Raw genomic sequence first — 16,087 nt, 5'->3', positions numbered from 1 at the left:
ATTGCCTCCGGCGGGCCGGTACCCGCTAATACGGCGCATGGCCGATATCCAGGGCACGTACGACGACCTGTTCGCCGCGGTGCCGAACGCGCTGGCGGGACTGCTGGACGAGGGGGACGCGGGCGGCTCCGTCGCGGTCTTCGTGGACGGCGAGCCGGTGGTGGACGTCTGGGGCGGGTCCGCCGACGCCGGCCGGACGGTCCCGTGGCGGCGGGACACGATCACCGGGGTCTGGTCCGTCACCAAGACGATGACCGCGCTGTGCGCGCTGGTCCTGGCCGACCGCGGCGACCTCGATCCGGACGCGCCGGTCGCCCGCTACTGGCCGGAGTTCGCCGCGGCGGGCAAGGAGAAGGTGCTGGTGCGGCATCTGCTGTCGCACACCGCGGGCCTGCCCGACTGGGACGGGCCGGTCGACGAGCTCTACGACTGGCCGGCCGCCACGGCGCGTCTGGCCGCGCTTGCCCCGCAGTGGGAACCGGGGAGTGCGGCCGGGTACCACTCGCTCACCCAGGGGTATCTCGTGGGCGAGGTCGTGCGGCGCGTCACCGGGCGGAGCGTGGGCGGTTTCTTCGCCGAGGAGGTGGCCGGGCCGCTGGGCGCCGACTTCCACATCGGGCTGCCGGCCGAGCACGACGGGCGGGTGGCGCTCGCCGTCCCCCCGCCGTCCCGGGACGAGGACTACGCCGCGAGCGCGCCCGGGGCCGACCCGTCCTCCACGTCCGGCACCGCGGTGCGGCTCCGTGACGGGAACAGCGTGGCCTGGCGGCGCGCGCAGATCCCCGCGGCGAGCGGCTTCGGCAACGCGCGCTCGGTCGCCCTCGTGCAGTCCGCGGTGGCCTGCGGCGGAACGGTGCGGGGGGTGCGGCTGCTGTCGCGGGCGGGCTGCGACCGGGCGCGCGAGGAGCAGTTCAGCGGCGAGGACCGCCTCCTGGGCGTGCCGGTCCGCTGGGGGCTGGGCTACGGGCTCTTCGGCGACTCCCTCGGGTGGGGCGGCTGGGGCGGCTCGCTCGTCATGGTCGACCCCGGGGCCCGCATGGCGGTGGCGTACGTGACCAACCAGATGCGCGAGCCCGCGGACGACAACCGCGGCCTGGAACTCGTGATGGCCGCCTACGACGGGCTCCAGGGCCTGCGGGCGGGCAAGGGCTGACCCCGCCCGTGGGGGCGGACGGCCCGTGACGCGGCGGCCACCCACCGGCGCCGCCCCCGGCCCGTCGTCAGACGGACGGCGCGGGGCCGCTGCTCGCGCGCACCGTGAGTTCGGGGCCGAGGAGGCGGACCTCCTCGGTCGGGCTTCCGTCGAGCTTGGCGATGACGAGTTCGACCGCGTGCCGGCCCATCTGCTGCGCGGGTATGGCGACCGAGGTGAGCTGGGGGGTGGCCTGGGTGGCCACCTGGTCGGGGCAGACGGCGACGACGGAGACGTCCTCGGGCACGGCGCGGCCCTGCTGGCGCAGGAGCGCGAGGAGGGGGCCGATGGCCGACTCGTTCTGGACGACGAGCGCGGTGGTGTCCGGCCGTTCCTCGAAGATGCGGGAGAGGGTGCCCGCGGTGGACTCGTAACCGCCCTCGCAGGGCCGGTGGATGAGGCGGAGTCCGCGGGCGGCGGCGCGGGAGCGCAGGCCCTGGAGGGTGCGTTCGGCGAAGCCGGTGTGGCGCTGGTAGACCGCGGCGGCCTCGCCCACGACGGCGACGGTGCGGTGGCCGAGGTCGGCGAGGTGGTCGGCGCAGACCGCGCCGGTGGCGGCGAAGTCGAGGTCGACGCAGGTGAGTCCGGCGGTGTCGGCGGGCAGTCCGACGAGCACGGCGGGCCGGTCCCCGGCGCGCAGCAGCGGGATGCGCTCGTCCTCCAGTTCGACGTCCATGAGGATCATCGCGTCGGCGAGTCCGCTGGCCGCGACCCGGCGGACCGCGGTGGGTCCCTCCTCGCCAGTGAGCAGGAGCACGTCGTGGCCGTGCTGACGGGCCGTCGTGGCGACGGCCATCGCGATCTCCATCATGACGGGCACGTACATGTCTGTACGGAGCGGCACCATGAGGGCGATGATGTTCGAGCGGCTGCTGGCCAGCGCCCGCGCGCCGGCGTGCGGGTGGTAGCCGAGTTCCTGGATGCTCTGCTCGACCCGCCGGCGCGTGCCCTCGGAGATCGACCGTTTGCCGCTCAGGACGTACGAGACGGTGCTGGCGGAGACCCCGGCGTGGCGGGCTACCTCGGCGAGTGTGGCCATCCGGATCTTCGTCTCCCCGAAAGTATCGAAGCGCTTCGACAACGAAGCTACCGGGACCTCGACATCCCTGTCCAGACATGCGTCGAAGCGCTTCGACAAACTCCGTCCGGGGATCGTCTGTCTCTTGCGCCGTGCCGCCCGGCGGGATAGGAAGCGGACCATGAATGCCACGCTCGGCGCGATGATCACCGCCGTGGTCGGTGTGCTCGGCACCCTGTTCGCGCCCGTGCTCGCCCAGCGCGGCGACGACCGGCGCCGCCTGGCGGAGGCCGCCGAGACGGAGCGGCTGCGCGTGCACGGGGAGCGGCGGGCGGCGTACACGGCGATGAACCGGGCCTCGCGGCAGTTTCACACGCTGCTCAAGGACGCCCTGCACCGGATCAGGGACGGGGTCTACACCGCCGAGGAGCGGGACCTCGTCGAGGAGTCCCGCCGCGACTACAGGGACCGTTACGCCGAGGCGCAGATGATCGTCCCGGAACGCGTCCTGGAGGCCTCGCGGGACGTCAACCGGGTCCTCGCGGCGGCCGACGCCGCGGCCAAGCGCCTCGACCGCGGCCTCGCCGCGGACGGCGAGAGCGCGCGGACCGCGCTGGAGACCCTGAAGGACGCCGAACCGCTGCTGCGGACGATGCAGCGCCTGATGCGCGAGGACCTGGGCGTCACGGACTGAACGCCGGGCGGCCCCCGGCGCCGGGCGCCGGGGGCCGGGGGCCGGGGGCCGTGTCGGGCGCGGCGCTCTCAGGCCGCGGGGGTCCGCTCGGTGACGGTGACCCGGCCCTTCTTGATGGTGGCGACCCGGGTCGCACGCCGGGCGACGGCCGAGTCGTGGGTGACCATGACGAAGGTCAGCCCGTACTCCTTCCACAGTCCGTCCAGCAGGGCGAGGATCTCGTCGCGGGTGTCCTCGTCGAGGGCTCCGGTGGGCTCGTCCGCGAGCAGCACCTTGGGGCGCTTCACCAGTGCCCGGGCGATCGCCACGCGCTGCTGCTGACCGCCCGACAACTCACCGGGCAGGTGGTGCAGTCGGTCGCCGAGCCCGACGGAGGCGAGGGCCTCGGCGGCGCGGGTACGGCGCTCGGAGGCCCTGACGCCCAGCGGGACGAGGGCGGTCTCGACGTTCTCCTGGGCGGTCAGGGTCGGGATCAGGTTGAAGCTCTGGAAGATGATGCCGATGTTCTGCGACCTGACCTTGGTCAGCCGGGCCTCGCTCAGCCGGGCCAGGTCGGTGCCGTCCAGCTCCACCGAGCCCTCGGTCGGGCGGTCCAGGCCCCCGAGCATCTGCAGCAGCGTCGACTTGCCGCCGCCGGTCGGGCCCTGGATGACGAGCTGGTCGCCGTCCTCGATCACGAGGTCGACGCCGCGCAGCGCGTCCACGGTGTCCTTGCCGCGCGAGTAGCGCTTGGTCACGCCGCTCAGCTTGTACATGAGGTGACTCCTGAAGTCCTGAAGGGAAGGGCGTGGGGCGGGTGCGGGCTACTCGACGCGGCGCAGGGCGTCGGCGGGACGCAGCCGCGAGGCCCGCCAGCCGCCGAAGGTCCCGGCGACCAGGCCGCCGGCGACCGCCAGGACCACCGCGAGGACGATGGTGTTGACGCTGACCGGTGCCTGGAGGGCGATCTCGACGGCGTCACCGGCCGCGCGCCGGGCGGGGCCGGCGAAGCCACCGGGGCCGCCGAGGCCACCCGCTCCGCCTCCACCGCTCCCGCCGCCACCGACGGTGGCGTCCAGCGTGGGGCTGATCGTCGTGATGAGGTAGGCGCAGCCGAGGCCCAGGGCGATGCCGAGGGCGCCGCCTATGAGGCCGTTGACGATCGCCTCGCCCATGACCTGGCGGGTCACCCGGCCGCTCTTCCAGCCCAGCGCCTTGAGCGTGCCGAACTCGCGCACCCGGCGGGAGACCGCGGAGGAGGTCAGCAGCCCCGCGACGAGGAAGGCGGCGATCAGGACGGCGATGGACAGCCACTTGCCGACGTTGGTCGCCAGGTTCGAGGCCGTGGACAGCGAACCGGAGACGGTCGAGGCCAGGTCGGAGGAGGTGGTGACCGTCGTGCCGGAGATGTTCTTCTGGATCGCGGACTTGACGGAGCCGATCTTCTGGGAGTCGCTCGCCTGGACGTAGATCGTGGTGACCTTGTCCCTGGCGTCCGCGAGCGTCTGCGCCTGCTGGAGCGGGATGTAGACGTTGGCGGAGGAGGAACCGCTGTCGGCGGTCGCGATGCCGATGATCTCGAACTTGGTGCCGGAGATCGTGAGCGTCTTGCCGACGGTCAGCTTCTTCTGCTTCGCGTACGCGCTGTCGAGCACGGCGACCTTGGCGTTGCCCTGCGCGCTGGTGAAGGTCTTCCCCGAGGTGATCTTCGACGAGGTCAGCGGGCCGAGGCCGGGGTGCGCGACGTCCGTGCCGAAGACGGTGAAGTTGTTGATGTCGAAGTTGGCACCGCCGCCCCGCACCGAGCCCTGCGGCCCGCCGCCGCCACGCTGCCGGTCGCCGCCACCCGGCGCCTGCTGGAACTCCCCGCGCTGGAACTGGCCGTTGACCTTGATGACGACCAGGCTGAGCCCGCCGACCGCGTCCTTGACCCCGCTCTGCTCGGAGACCTGGTCGACGACCGAGGACTTCAGCGACTGGAAGCCCTGCACCATGACGCGGTCGCTGCTCTGCTCCTTCTCGTCGCCGCGTGCGTCGAACCGGAAGCGCGGCCGGTCCGCGGAGGACGAGTCGGGGTCGGCGGCCTTGGTGACGGTCATGTCGGTGCCCAGGCCGTACAGCGACTCCAGCACTTTGCCCTGGGCCTGCGTCATGCCTGCCGACACCGAGTTGACGGTGATCACCAGGGCGATGCCCAGTGCGAGGCCCATCGCGATGACGAGCGCCGCTTTTCTGCGGCGTCGGAGTTCGCGCCGGAGGTATGTGAAGAACATGCGATTCCTCGCCGGGTCGGGAAAACGGGAGGCGGGGGGAGGACCGTGCCTCCCGGCCCGCTGCCGTGACCGTAGGAACCAGCGGTGATGGGAGCCTGAGCGGCCGATGAGAGCCGCATGAGAAACCCCTCCGCCGGGGCCCCGCTGCCACTGCAGTACCTTGCCCTGGACCGGCCGTACGCCCCACGGGCCGGGCCTGCCGAGGATGTGCGGAGGGCCGGGAGGGGACGCGGGCCGGATCAGAGGGCCGGCGCCCGGCGGGGTCGTCCTGACGGGGCGTCGGTGGCCGCACGAGGTGGGGAGACGCGCACATGACGGACGGAACGCCGTGGGGCGGCGGCGGTTGGGGCCCTGGTCACGGAACCGGCGGCACGGGAGGCGGCGGCTTCGGACCGCCGCCCCCGCCGGCGCCGCCGTACCCCCCGCAGCCCCAGGCCCACCAGGGAGCGCCCTGGTACCCGCCGCACTCCGGCTACCCGACTCCGCCGCCCCGCCGGCGCGGCCCGCTGCTGGCCGTGGCCGGGCTGGCCACCGCGGCCCTGGTCGCCGGCCTCCTCATATGGGCGCCCTGGGGCGGTGACGGCTCCGGCGACGGCAAGGGGCCGTCGGCGGCCGCGCCCAGGGACCCGGCCGCGGAGGCCGAGCGGATGCTGCGGGAGGCCGCGGAGACGATGAGCAACACCCAGGTCGTCGCCTACCGGGGCGACTTCGCCCTCGACAGCGGGGCGAGCACACCCTTCGACCTGCAGACCACGCCCGGCGGCTGGGGCCGCGGCTCGCTGCAGGACCAGGGCGCCACGGTGCGGCTGCTGACCACCGACGACCACCGCCTGACCAGGGCAGGCAAGGCGTACTGGAAGGACCGCGGCTACGCGGGCGACCTCCTCGACCGGATCGACGACCGCTGGATGGACTCCTCCGCCGACCTGCCCGAGATCGACGACCTGACGACCCCTCTGGATCCCTCCAACGTCTCCGACCTGCTGCGGGACGCCGCCGGCCGCGGCCGCCCGGCGGCAATCGCGTCCTCCACCGTCGCCGGACGGCCCGTCAAGGTGCTGACCACGGCCAACGGCCGCTTCTGGATCAGCGACTCCGTCCCCCGCACCCTGCTGCGCCTCGCCGCCGACGACTCCCCCGCCGCCTCGGGCCCGCTGCCCCTTCCCGACGGCCTCGACACCACGGTCGGCGCGCTCACCGGCGCCGACCGGGAGACGTTCACGACCGCCTACGAGCGCGACCTCTCCGCCCTGAAGTCCGCCGTCGACCCGGCGGTCGACTTCAGCACCACGGGGAAGGCCCGCTTCTCCCCCTGCGGCAACAGCAGTTGCACGGCCCGGTTCACCCTCCAGAACTCTGTCTACGAAGGCCTGGGCGACGAGGAGGCCTCCGGCGAACCCGTCTACGCGGAGATCAGCATCGCCATCACCCTCGACGGCCGCAAGGTGAAGACCTGCACCTTCCAGAGGAAGATGAAGCCCTCCGGCACCGTGTCGCTCACCTGCACGGCCACCTACAGTGCCGCGACCACCAGGAACCACACCGTCCGCGGACTTCCCGACGCATGGGCGCGCGCGGTGCCGGACCCCGAACTCGTCCGGCTGCGCGCCGACTTCGCCAAAGGCGTCACGGACAGTCAGGCGGCCTGAAGCGGCGACGGGGCGGCTCCGCGCGGCCGGGGCCGACCGCACCGGACGCCGGAGCACCGGACGCCGGTGGTCCGGCCCGGGACGGCGGCGGCCGGGGGCCGGTGGCGCAGCGGACCCCTCAAGGACCTTCTTGAGAAGGACTGGTCCCCCCTGCCCCGTCCCATCACCTGATCAGGTGATGTGGGCCGAAGGTGCCGGGAGGGGGCGGTATGGTCGCCGCAGACGACACCGCACACACGACGGCCCCGGCGGGGACGGCAATCCCGGCCGGGGCCTGACCAGTTAAGGAAGACAACCCTTCCCCATGGCTGACATCCAGTCTAGTGCGCCCTCGCGCGCCCGCGCCGGGACTCCGGCGGCCGGCGTGGTCCACGTGCGCCGCCGCCTCACGGCGAACTTCACGATCCTCTCCAACCGCCTCGCCCAGCGCCCCGGCAGCGCGGTCACGGTCGGCGTCGGCGCCTATCTCCTCTCCGTCCCGGACGGCGTGCCCGTGAGCATCGACGCGCTGCGCGCGCACTTCACCGAGAGCAGGGAGCGACTCGCCCGGGCGCTGAACGAGCTGGAGGCGGAGGGATTCCTGGAGCGCGTCGTGGTGCGCGAGGAGAACGGGCGGATCCGCACCCGGACCTATGTCCACGACGTGCCGCGGGCGGACGCGCCGGCGGCGCCGGACGGCCCCGCAGCCGCGCCCGCACCCGCACCCACGCCGCCCGCGCCCGTCGTCCCGGCCGGAGCCTGCGAGGAAGCCCCCGGCACAGCGCCGGAGGCCGTACCGGACGGCGCGGCTCCCGGCGCGCACCCCCTCGGCGCGCACCCCCTCGGTGAGGACGCCCTCGGCAAGGCCGCCGAGGCCGTCCTCGTCTCCCTCCGCGTACGCGACTCCCGCCTGCTGCTCTCCCGGCGCGACATCGCCCGTCTGTCCCCCGGTGTCGCCGCGTGGCTCCGCCTCGGTGCCGACCCCCGGAGCATCGCCGAGGCCCTCGCCGCGGACCTGCCCCCGGCCCTGACCCACCGTCCGGCCGGCCTGCTCGCCTACCGCCTGCGCACGGGGGAGCCGCCCGCCGCCGTGCCGCCACCCCGGGCGGCCGTCCCCTGGCAGGCCTGCGACTCCTGCGAACGCCCCTTCCGCGGGCACGCCCCGGCCACCTGCCGGGAGTGCCTGGCCTCAGCGGCATGACGCCGTCAGGCCCGGGCCCCGTCCCCCGCCCGGGAACACCCTTGCCGTGAGTCCACTCGAAGGCGTTCGCTGATACCCCATGAGGTACACACAACTCGGCGGGTGCAGGCCTACGAGGACCTGCTCGGCAAGCACGGTCTGGAGCCCGGGGAGGTCGCGCTGGCCTGGCTGCTGACCCGGCCCGGGGTCACCGGGCCGATCGTGGGGCCGCGCACACAGGAGCAGTTCGCCTCGGCGCTGCGGGCGGTGGAACTGGAGCTGGACGAGGAGCTGCTGGCGGGTCTCGACGAGATCTTCCCCGGGCCGGGCCCGGCCCCGGAGGCCTTCGCCTGGTGATCCGGTGCGGCGGCGGCCCGGTTCAGGCCGGTGCCGCCGCGAGCCGCTTCGTCATGAGGCGCTCCGGCCGGCCGTCCGGCATGACCCCACCGGGCCCTCCGTCGTCCTCGAAGCCGTTGCGCACGTAGAGGGCCGTCGCCACCGCGTTGCCCTCCGCGACGGCGAGGTGGAGCAGGGCGGCGCCCGCCGTGCCCGCGGCCCACTCCTCGACGGCCCGGATCAGCAGGTCGGCGACGCCGCGGCCGCGGGCCTCGCCCGCCACCCACAGGGAGATCAGTTCGGCGCTGTCCGGCCGTTCGCCGGGGACGCCGCCGGCCATGCCGGCGGGCTTGCCGTCGACGAGGGCGACCAGGTTGTACGAGCCCGGCAGGGCGAGCCGGGCGCGCCAGCGTTCCTCGCGGTCGCCGTCGCCCTGCCAGTCGGCGAGCCGGGCGCCGAAGGCGTGCGGCGCGTCGGCGAGCGCGGCGAGCCGCAGCTCGCGCCAGAGCGGCCAGTCGTCGGGAGTGAGCACGCGCAGTTCGATCACCCCCGCAGGGTGCCGCCGGGACGGACCCGGCGGCAACCCTGTTTCCCGCGGTCTCAGCGGGTGCCGAGCAGGTGGTCCATGGCGAGCTGGTCCAGCTGCTCGAAGGCGGACCCGCGGGTCGCCACGGCGTCGGCGTCGAACTCCTCGTAGGCACCGCGGTCGGCGAGCAGGCCGGCCAGGGTCTCGCCCTCGCCGAGGGTCGGCTGCGCCAGCTGGTCCAGGCGGGAGGCCTTCAGCGCCTCCTGCACGGCCGGGTCGGCGCGGAACGCGGCGGCGCGCTCCTTGAGGATGAGGTAGTTGCGCATGCCGCCGGCGGCGGACGCCCACACCCCGTCCATGTCCTCGGTCCGCGGGGGCTTGAAGTCGAAGTGGCGCGGGCCCTCGTAGCCGGCCGTCTCCAGCAGGTCGACCAGCCAGAACGCGGAGCGCAGGTCGCCGGCGCCGAAGCGCAGGTCCTGGTCGTACTTGATGCCGGTCTGGCCGTTGAGGTCGATGTGGAAGAGCTTGCCGTGCCACAGCGCCTGGGCGATGCCGTGCGGGAAGTTCAGCCCGGCCATCTGCTCGTGGCCGACCTCGGGGTTGAGGCCGACGAGCTCGGGGTGGGCCAGCTCGTTGATGAACGCCAGCGCGTGGCCGATGGTCGGCAGCAGGATGTCGCCGCGCGGCTCGTTCGGCTTGGGCTCGATGGCGAAGCGGATGTCGTAGCCCTGCTCGATGACGTACTCGCCGAGGAGGTCGAAGGCCTCCTTGAAGCGGTCGAGGGCGACCCGCACGTCCTTGGCGGCACCGGACTCGGCACCCTCACGGCCGCCCCAGGCGACGTAGACCTTGGCGCCCAGCTCGGCGGCGAGGTCGATGTTGCGGATGGTCTTGCGGAGTGCGAAGCGACGCACCTCGCGGTCGTTGGCGGTGAAGCCGCCGTCCTTGAAGACCGGGTGCGTGAAGAGGTTGGTGGTGGCCATCGGCACCTTCAGGCCGGTGGCGTCCAGGGCCTGGCGGAACCGCTTGATGTGGCCCTCGCGTGCGGTGTCGTCCGAGCCGAAGGGGATCAGGTCGTCGTCGTGGAAGGTGACGCCGTAGGCACCGAGCTCGGCCAGCTTGTTGACGCTCTCGACGGGGTCGAGGGCGGGGCGGGTCGCGTCGCCGAAGGGGTCGCGGCCCTGCCAGCCGACGGTCCAGAGACCGAAGGTGAACTTGTCCTCGGGGGTGGGGGTGAAACTCATCGCGGCGGCTCCTATTCGTAAGACCACTGAACAAATTAATATGCCATCGCCGCTTTGTGAAGGGAGCCGCAGAATGGGTAACGGACCGATCGCGCTGGGTGTGGACAGCTCCACCCAGTCGACCAAGGTGCTCGCCGTCGACGTGGAGACGGGCGAGGTACTGGCCAGAGGACAGGCCCGGCATACGGTCAGCGAGGGCGCGGGCCGCGAGACCGACCCCGAGGTGTGGTGGCGTGCGCTCGGCGCCGCCCTCGCCCAGATCGGGCCGTACGCGGAGCGCGCCGACGCCGTCTCCGTGGGCGGCCAGCAGCACGGCCTCGTCGTCCTCGACGCGGTCGGCCGGCCCCTGCGGCCGGCCCTGCTCTGGAACGACGTGCGGTCCGCGCCGCAGGCCGACGCCCTGGTGGAGCGGCACGGCGCCGCGCACTGGGCGCAGCGCTTCGGAAGCGTGCCCGGCACGAGCTTCACCGTGACCAAGTGGGCCTGGCTCACCGAGAACGAGCCCGAGACGGCCAAGGCCGCCGCGGCCGTCCGCCTCCCGCACGACTTCCTCACCGAGCGGCTGGGCGGCGCCGGCGTCACCGACCGGGGAGACGCCTCCGGCACCGGCTGGTGGGCCACGGACACCGAGACCTACGACGAGGCGCTGCTCGCCGAGATCGGCCTCGACCCGGCCCTGCTGCCCCGGGTCCTGGGCCCCGGCGAGGCCGCCGGCGTCACCCTGCCCGGGCTGCCGCTGCGCGAGGGCGTCCTGGTCGGCTCGGGCACCGGCGACAACGCCGCCGCCGCCCTGGGCCTCGGGCTCGTCCCCGGCCAGCCCGCGCTGAGCCTCGGCACCTCCGGCACCGTCTACACCCCCGCCACCACCCGGCCCACCGACCCCACCGGCATCGTGGCCGGCTTCGCGGGCGGGCACGGCGACTGGCTGCCGCTGGCCTGCACCCTCAACTGCACCCTCGCCGTCGACAAGATCGCGGGGCTGCTCTCCCTGGAGCGCGAGGCGGTCGAGGCGGGCGGCAGCGCGGTCGTGCTCCCGTTCCTCGACGGCGAGCGCACCCCGAACCTGCCGTACGCCTCCGGCCTGCTCACCGGGCTGCGGCACGACACCACCCCGGGGCAGATCCTCCAGGCCGCCTACGACGGCGCGGCGTACGCCCTGCTCACCGCCCTCGACCAGGTGCTCGCGGTCGACGGCACCGGCTCGGACGAGCCGCTGCTGCTCATCGGCGGCGGCGCCCGCGGCACCGCGTGGCGGGAGACCGTACGGCGCCTGTCGGGGCGGGCCGTGCGGATCCCCGTCGCGGAGGAGCTGGTCGCGCTGGGCGCGGCCGCGCAGGCCGCCGGGCTGCTCACCGGGGAGACCCCGCAGGCCGTCGCCCGCCGCTGGGACACCACGGCCGGTCCCTCCTACGACCCCGTCCCGCGCGACGACGCCGCCCGGGACCGCCTCGCGACGGCGCTGGCAGACGCCTTCGACGTGCGGTGAGCCGCTCGCCCGCCGGGGGCCCGTCGCCCGTCCGGCGGGCCGGGCGTGCGAGGGTGGGGGCGGGACGTTGACCAGGACGGATGACGGACGAGAGCGTAAGGGGACCGGAGCGTGGCGGAACGGCCGGGGTCGCAGGCGGGGTTGCGGCGGCGGAATCTGGCGTTGGTGATGCGAGCCGTGGCGGACCACGGCGAGGTCTCCCGCGCGGCCGTCGCCGCCGAGGTCGGCCTGACCCGGGCCACCGTGTCGACCCTCGTCGACGAGCTGCTGGCGACCGGTCTGCTCGTGGAACTGGGCACCCAGCGCCCCGGCACGGTCGGCCGCCCCGGCACCGCCCTGGCGCTGAACGACAGCGGCCCCGCGGGCCTCGGCGCGGAGGTCGGGGTGGACCACCTCGCGGCCGTCGCGGTCGACCTGCGCGGCACCGTGCGCGCCCGGGCCCGCGTCGAGGCCGACAACCGCGGCCGCCCGGCGCAGGAGGTGCTGCGCGAACTCGCGGTGCTCGTCGCCGAGGTGCGGCAGGAGGCGCGGGCCGCCGGCCTGGGTCCGGCCGGGCTGACGCTCGCCGTACCGGGCCTGGTCGGCCGGGACCGGCAGGTCGTGATGCGGGCGCCGAACCTCGGCTGGGAGGACGTCGACGCCGCGGGCTGGTTCGAGCGTTCCGGGGGCGGCGGCCTCGCCACCTCCCCCGTCCCGGTCACCGTCGAGAACGAGGCCAACCTCGGTGCCCTGGCCGAACTCTGGCTGGGCGGCCACGAGGGCGTCACCGACTTCGTGCACGTCTCGGCGGAGATCGGCATCGGCGCGGCGCTGGTCGTCGACGGCCGGCTGTTCCGCGGGGCGCGCGGCTTCGCCGGGGAGCTCGGCCATGTGCCCGTGCACCCGACGGGCCCGCGCTGCTCCTGCGGGGCACGCGGCTGCCTGGAGCAGTACGCGGGCGAGGAGGCCGTGCTGCGTGCCGCCGGCATCGCCCCGGAGCGGCCGGACGCGCTCAAGGCCCTCCAGGCGGCCGCCTCACAGGGGGACCCGGCGGCGCTCAAGGCGCTGGCGGCCGCCGGAGCGGCCTTCGGGATCGCGCTGAGCGGCGCGGTGAACCTGCTGGACCCGCAGGCCGTCGTGCTGGGCGGCACGCTGGCCTCGCTGGCGCCATGGCTGCGCTCGGCCGTCGAGCGCGAGCTGGGCCGCCGCGTGACGGACCGCCAGTGGCGGGCGGACGCCGTGCGGGTGTCCCGGCTGGGCCGCGAGGGCGTGCTGCTCGGCGCGGCGTACAGCGTGGTGCGCGCCGTCCTGGACGACCCCCAGGCGCTGCGCTCGCGGTAACCCCCCGGACAGCCCTGCGACACCCTCGCAACAGCCTCGCAACAGCTCGTCACGCGGCGCACGGCGCCGTCGCCCCCGGCCGTTACGCTGCGCTGCGCGGCGCGGCCGGGGGGCTGCGCCGGTCCGTGGCTCTCGAGGGGGACCCCTGTGTTCGTGCTGTCCATCCTGCTGCTCGTGGCGGCGGTCGTGCTGTTCTTCGTGGCCCGGGGCCAGAGCTCCGGCGGCTGGAGGCTGGGAGCGGCGCTCAGCGCCCTGGCGGGCGTGCTGGCCGGCGTCTTCGCCTGCGTCCACGTCGTCAGCGCCTACGAGGTCGGCGTCCCGGTGACCTTCGGCAAGGTCGGCTCGCCGCTGACCTCCGGCATCCACTTCAGGTCGCCGTTCACCGACGTCACGTCGTTCTCCACCCGCCCCGTCGACCTCGACCTGCACGACAAGGACGTGGTCGAGGTCCGCTCCTCGCAGGGCGGCGTCCTCTACGCCGACGTCACCGTCAAGTGGGCCGTGGTGCCCGCCAGGGCCGTCGAGCTCTACCGGCTGGCGGGCAACGAGGAGGCCATCCAGTCGCGGCTGGTGATGCCGGACAGCCGCGAGATCATCCGCAACGTCTTCGCCAAGCACACCAGCGAGGAGGGGTACGCCTCCGCCCGCGAGCGGATCGGCTCGGAGATCGACTCCCTGATCAAGCAGCGCCTCGCCCCGCGCGGCATCGACGTCGCCGCGGTGAACCTGCGCAACGTGCGGCCCTCCGAGCAGTTGCAGGAGCAGATCGACAAGAAGATCCAGCAGCAACAGGCCACCGAGCGGGCCGTCGAGGCGGCCAGGACGGCCAAGGCGGAGGCGGAGCGCAAGCGGATCGAGGCGGAGGGCATCGCGAGCGCCAACCGGATCATCGCCAAGTCGCTGAGCGACAAGGTGCTCTACAACCAGTGCCTGGACGCCTACCGCGAGGCCGCGAAGTCCCACCCCGTGTACGCGGTGCCCTGCGGTACGAACGCGAACGGCTCCCCGGTCATCGTGGACGGCACGAAGAACTGACGGCCCGCCCGCGACAGGCGCCGAAGGCGCCGGGAACGCCGCAGGGGCCCGGAACCGCGAGGTTCCGGGCCCCTGCCGCCGTTCGGGGCGGGCGAGCGGTCTCAGACCGCGCTGCCGGCCTTCCAGGCGCTCCAGCTCATGTTCCAGCCGTTGAGGCCGTTCGCCGGGTCGACGGTCTTGTCCTTGGAGTTCTTCACGATCACGACGTCGCCGACGATCGAGTTGTTGTAGAACCAGTAGGCGTCGGTGGAGGTGTCCTTGGCGCCCTTGGTGTCGTTCAGGCCGACGCAGCCGTGGCTGGTGTTGACGTTGCCGAACACCGAGTCGGCGCCCCAGTAGTTGCCGTGGATGAAGGTGCCGGACGTGGTCAGGCGGATGGCGTGCGGCACGTCCTTGATGTCGTACTCGCCCTTGCCGTCGTCGTCGGTGAAGCCGACGGTGGCGCCGTTCATCCGGGTCTGGGTGAACTTCTCCGACATCACCATCTGGCCGTTGTAGGTGGTGTTCTCGTCGGAGCCGGCGGAGATCGGGATGTTGCGGACGACCTTGCCGTCGCGGACGACCTTCATCCGGTGGGTCGAGGCGTCGACCGTGGAGACCTGGCTGCGGCCGATCTTGAAGCTGACGGTCTTCTCCTGGACGCCGTAGACGCCGTGGGCGCCCTCGACACCGTCCAGGTTCAGCTTCAGGGTGACCGTGGAGCCGGCCTGCCAGTAGGCCTGGGGGCGGAAGTCGAGCCGGGTGGAGTTGAACCAGTGGCCGACGACCTCCTGGCCGCTGCTGGAGCTGACCGTGATCGCCGACTGCACGGCCTTCTTGTCCTCGATCGCCTTGGTGAAGTTGATCGAGACCGGCATGCCCACGCCGACGGTCTGCCCGTTCTCGGGCGTGTAGTAGCCGATGAAGCTGTGCTCGGGGCTGACGGTGGTGAAGGTGGAGTTCTCGGCGGCCTTGCGGCCCTTGCCGTCCTCGGCCTCGGCGGCGATCTTGTACTTCGTGGCGCGCTCCAGCGGGGCATTGGGCGCCCAGCTCGAACCGTCCGCGGAGATCGTGCCCTCGACGTCGGAGCCGTCGGCGACCGAGGTCATGCTGACGCTGGTCAGCTCGCCCTCGGCCACCTGCACCTTGGCGCCGGTGTTGATGCTGACGTTCTCGGCGCCTGTCTTGGGGGTGATCGATATTCGGGCGTCCGACGCGTCCTTGGCCGCCTGCTCGTCGACCGAGGCCTGCGACTTGGCGTTGTTGTCGGAACCGGCAGTGCCCGCCTTGTCTCCCCCGCAGGCGGTCAGAGTGATCGCCCCGACGGCGAGCAGCGCCAGAGCTGCCAGCCCCGCTCGCCGCTTGCGAGAGAGCTTCGTGTCGGTGACTGTGCCGGTCTCGGCGCGCTTCACACAGATCTCCAATGTCGTCCGGTACGCGTTCCCCCGGCCCGCTTGCGTCGCGGGCCACGGCCCTCGATCGAGCCTCACTCGTACGTTCAGGAACTGCCAGGGTCTTTGGTCCGTTCCCCACATCGGGAAGTGTGGGGAAGAACACGTGCGTGACGCACGTGACATGGGCGCGGTCCGCGGCCCGTGCGAAACCCCGGACCCGTGAGGGGCCCGGGGCAGGTGAGTCACGCACAGGCGAAGACGCGTTCAGCGCCCCCGCGGTTCCTCCTCGTCGATGTCGGCTTCCTCGTCGGCCTCGTCCGCCTCGTCGTCCGCCTCGTCGTCGTAGAGGTCCCACTCGTCGGAGTCGGGGTCGTACTCGGTGTGGGCGCAGGACCAGGACGCCTGCACCAGCTCGATCCCCGGCACGCTGGTGACCAGGTCGAAGGGATCGACCAGGTACGCCAGCGCCTCCGACTCGTCCTGCCGCACCGACGCCTCGGCGTGCTGCCGCTCGTCGTCCGGCATGTACTCGTCGCCGCCGATCTGGTCCAGCGCGGCGTCGGTCAGCTCGCCGGACCCGGTGATCTCCAGGACCAGCTCCACCTGGAGCCGCACGTAGCGCGGCCCGCTCTCCCCGGTGGGGATGTCAGTAGTGCTCATGTGACGGAGCGTATGCGGGGGAACGGCCCCCGTTGCGCAGGCAGTCCGCTTCCGGCGCCGAAGGATACCCGCGGCGGTCCTCCGGGAACCCGTGGAAGCTCCGGTTCCGGGGTCGAACTTCCCTCCGCGGCGGTTGTCTCACT

The 16,087-nt window shown here is 73.4% G+C and carries 15 protein-coding genes; 8 read left to right on the top strand and 7 right to left on the bottom strand.

All coding sequences use genetic code 11. From position 1 onward, the window contains the following. Positions 1–37 precede the first annotated feature (37 nt). Positions 38–1,153 (top strand): EstA family serine hydrolase, encoded by a 1,116-nt coding sequence (locus B085_RS0125005; RefSeq protein WP_018561342.1) that lies wholly within the window; start codon positions 38–40, stop codon positions 1,151–1,153. Positions 1,154–1,220: 67 nt separating this feature from the next. Here the strand turns inward: B085_RS0125005 and B085_RS0125000 are convergent, their stop codons facing one another. Then, the gene (locus B085_RS0125000; protein WP_018561341.1) at positions 1,221–2,231 is read right to left on the bottom strand and encodes a LacI family DNA-binding transcriptional regulator; all 1,011 of its coding nucleotides are present in this window, start codon (positions 2,229–2,231) and stop codon (positions 1,221–1,223) included. Between the two features lie 160 nt (positions 2,232–2,391). Between B085_RS0125000 and B085_RS0124995 the strand changes: the two genes are divergently transcribed. Continuing rightward, positions 2,392–2,904: a hypothetical protein gene (locus tag B085_RS0124995; protein WP_018561340.1), complete on the top strand. Its 513-nt coding sequence runs from the start codon at positions 2,392–2,394 to the stop codon at positions 2,902–2,904. A gap of 68 nt (positions 2,905–2,972) precedes the next feature. On the opposite strand, the gene B085_RS0124990 is transcribed toward B085_RS0124995, so the two are convergent. Both B085_RS0124990 and B085_RS0124985 read right to left on the bottom strand, forming a co-directional pair. Continuing rightward, positions 2,973–3,659: an ABC transporter ATP-binding protein gene (locus B085_RS0124990; RefSeq protein WP_018561339.1), complete on the bottom strand. Its 687-nt coding sequence runs from the start codon at positions 3,657–3,659 to the stop codon at positions 2,973–2,975. A gap of 48 nt (positions 3,660–3,707) precedes the next feature. Further along, positions 3,708–5,156, bottom strand: a complete 1,449-nt coding sequence (locus B085_RS0124985; protein ID WP_018561338.1) for an ABC transporter permease — start codon at positions 5,154–5,156, stop codon at positions 3,708–3,710. Between the two features lie 311 nt (positions 5,157–5,467). Between B085_RS0124985 and B085_RS0124980 the strand changes: the two genes are divergently transcribed. The 3 genes from B085_RS0124980 (at position 5,468) to B085_RS0124970 (ending at position 8,321) form a co-directional block, all read left to right on the top strand. After that, positions 5,468–6,805, top strand: coding sequence for a hypothetical protein (locus B085_RS0124980; protein ID WP_018561337.1), 1,338 nt, complete (start codon positions 5,468–5,470; stop codon positions 6,803–6,805). 304 nt (positions 6,806–7,109) lie between these two features. Then, on the top strand, positions 7,110–7,985 hold the full coding sequence (locus tag B085_RS0124975; RefSeq protein ID WP_026251405.1) for a hypothetical protein: 876 nt from the start codon (positions 7,110–7,112) through the stop codon (positions 7,983–7,985). A 69-nt stretch (positions 7,986–8,054) separates the two neighbouring features. Further along, positions 8,055–8,321 (top strand): aldo/keto reductase, encoded by a 267-nt coding sequence (locus tag B085_RS0124970; protein ID WP_267881097.1) that lies wholly within the window; start codon positions 8,055–8,057, stop codon positions 8,319–8,321. Positions 8,322–8,343: 22 nt separating this feature from the next. On the opposite strand, the gene B085_RS0124965 is transcribed toward B085_RS0124970, so the two are convergent. Together B085_RS0124965 and xylA are read right to left on the bottom strand one after the other, a co-directional pair. After that, the gene (locus B085_RS0124965; RefSeq protein ID WP_018561334.1) at positions 8,344–8,847 is read right to left on the bottom strand and encodes a GNAT family N-acetyltransferase; all 504 of its coding nucleotides are present in this window, start codon (positions 8,845–8,847) and stop codon (positions 8,344–8,346) included. Positions 8,848–8,900: 53 nt separating this feature from the next. Next, positions 8,901–10,070 (bottom strand): xylose isomerase, encoded by a 1,170-nt coding sequence (xylA, locus tag B085_RS0124960; RefSeq protein ID WP_018561333.1) that lies wholly within the window; start codon positions 10,068–10,070, stop codon positions 8,901–8,903. Between the two features lie 73 nt (positions 10,071–10,143). Here xylA and xylB point away from each other — a divergent pair, with 73 nt between their 5' ends. The 3 genes from xylB to B085_RS0124945 all read left to right on the top strand — a co-directional run bounded on the left by xylB (position 10,144) and on the right by B085_RS0124945 (position 13,911). Then, entirely contained in the window at positions 10,144–11,556 is a 1,413-nt protein-coding gene (xylB, locus tag B085_RS0124955) for a xylulokinase (RefSeq protein ID WP_018561332.1), read from the top strand. Positions 11,557–11,724: 168 nt separating this feature from the next. Next, on the top strand, positions 11,725–12,876 hold the full coding sequence (locus B085_RS0124950; RefSeq protein ID WP_018561331.1) for an ROK family transcriptional regulator: 1,152 nt from the start codon (positions 11,725–11,727) through the stop codon (positions 12,874–12,876). A 147-nt stretch (positions 12,877–13,023) separates the two neighbouring features. Next, on the top strand, positions 13,024–13,911 hold the full coding sequence (locus B085_RS0124945) for a prohibitin family protein (RefSeq protein WP_018561330.1): 888 nt from the start codon (positions 13,024–13,026) through the stop codon (positions 13,909–13,911). Between the two features lie 101 nt (positions 13,912–14,012). Here the strand turns inward: B085_RS0124945 and B085_RS0124940 are convergent, their stop codons facing one another. Continuing rightward, positions 14,013–15,302 (bottom strand): L,D-transpeptidase, encoded by a 1,290-nt coding sequence (locus B085_RS0124940; protein ID WP_018561329.1) that lies wholly within the window; start codon positions 15,300–15,302, stop codon positions 14,013–14,015. A gap of 246 nt (positions 15,303–15,548) precedes the next feature. Then, entirely contained in the window at positions 15,549–15,944 is a 396-nt protein-coding gene (locus B085_RS43695) for a hypothetical protein (RefSeq protein ID WP_078620047.1), read from the bottom strand. Positions 15,945–16,087 lie beyond the last annotated feature (143 nt).

The organism is Streptomyces sp. BoleA5 (genome assembly GCF_000373665.1).
Lineage (GTDB): Bacteria > Actinomycetota > Actinomycetes > Streptomycetales > Streptomycetaceae > Actinacidiphila.
This window is presented reverse-complemented; position numbering and strand designations above follow the sequence as displayed.

Bases quoted from the DNA above. Each gene is read 5' to 3' on its own strand.
- B085_RS0125005 (WP_018561342.1), top strand. From the start codon at position 38: ATGGCCGATATCCAGGGCACGTACGACGACCTGTTCGCCGCGGTGCCG.
- xylB (WP_018561332.1), top strand. From the start codon at position 10,144: ATGGGTAACGGACCGATCGCGCTGGGTGTGGACAGCTCCACCCAGTCG.
- B085_RS0124950 (WP_018561331.1), top strand. From the start codon at position 11,725: ATGCGAGCCGTGGCGGACCACGGCGAGGTCTCCCGCGCGGCCGTCGCC.
- xylA (WP_018561333.1), bottom strand. From the start codon at position 10,070: ATGAGTTTCACCCCCACCCCCGAGGACAAGTTCACCTTCGGTCTCTGG.
- B085_RS0125000 (WP_018561341.1), bottom strand. From the start codon at position 2,231: ATGGCCACACTCGCCGAGGTAGCCCGCCACGCCGGGGTCTCCGCCAGC.
- B085_RS0124995 (WP_018561340.1), top strand. From the start codon at position 2,392: ATGAATGCCACGCTCGGCGCGATGATCACCGCCGTGGTCGGTGTGCTC.
- B085_RS0124975 (WP_026251405.1), top strand. From the start codon at position 7,110: ATGGCTGACATCCAGTCTAGTGCGCCCTCGCGCGCCCGCGCCGGGACT.
- B085_RS0124990 (WP_018561339.1), bottom strand. From the start codon at position 3,659: ATGTACAAGCTGAGCGGCGTGACCAAGCGCTACTCGCGCGGCAAGGAC.
- B085_RS0124980 (WP_018561337.1), top strand. From the start codon at position 5,468: ATGACGGACGGAACGCCGTGGGGCGGCGGCGGTTGGGGCCCTGGTCAC.
- B085_RS0124985 (WP_018561338.1), bottom strand. From the start codon at position 5,156: ATGTTCTTCACATACCTCCGGCGCGAACTCCGACGCCGCAGAAAAGCG.
- B085_RS43695 (WP_078620047.1), bottom strand. From the start codon at position 15,944: ATGAGCACTACTGACATCCCCACCGGGGAGAGCGGGCCGCGCTACGTG.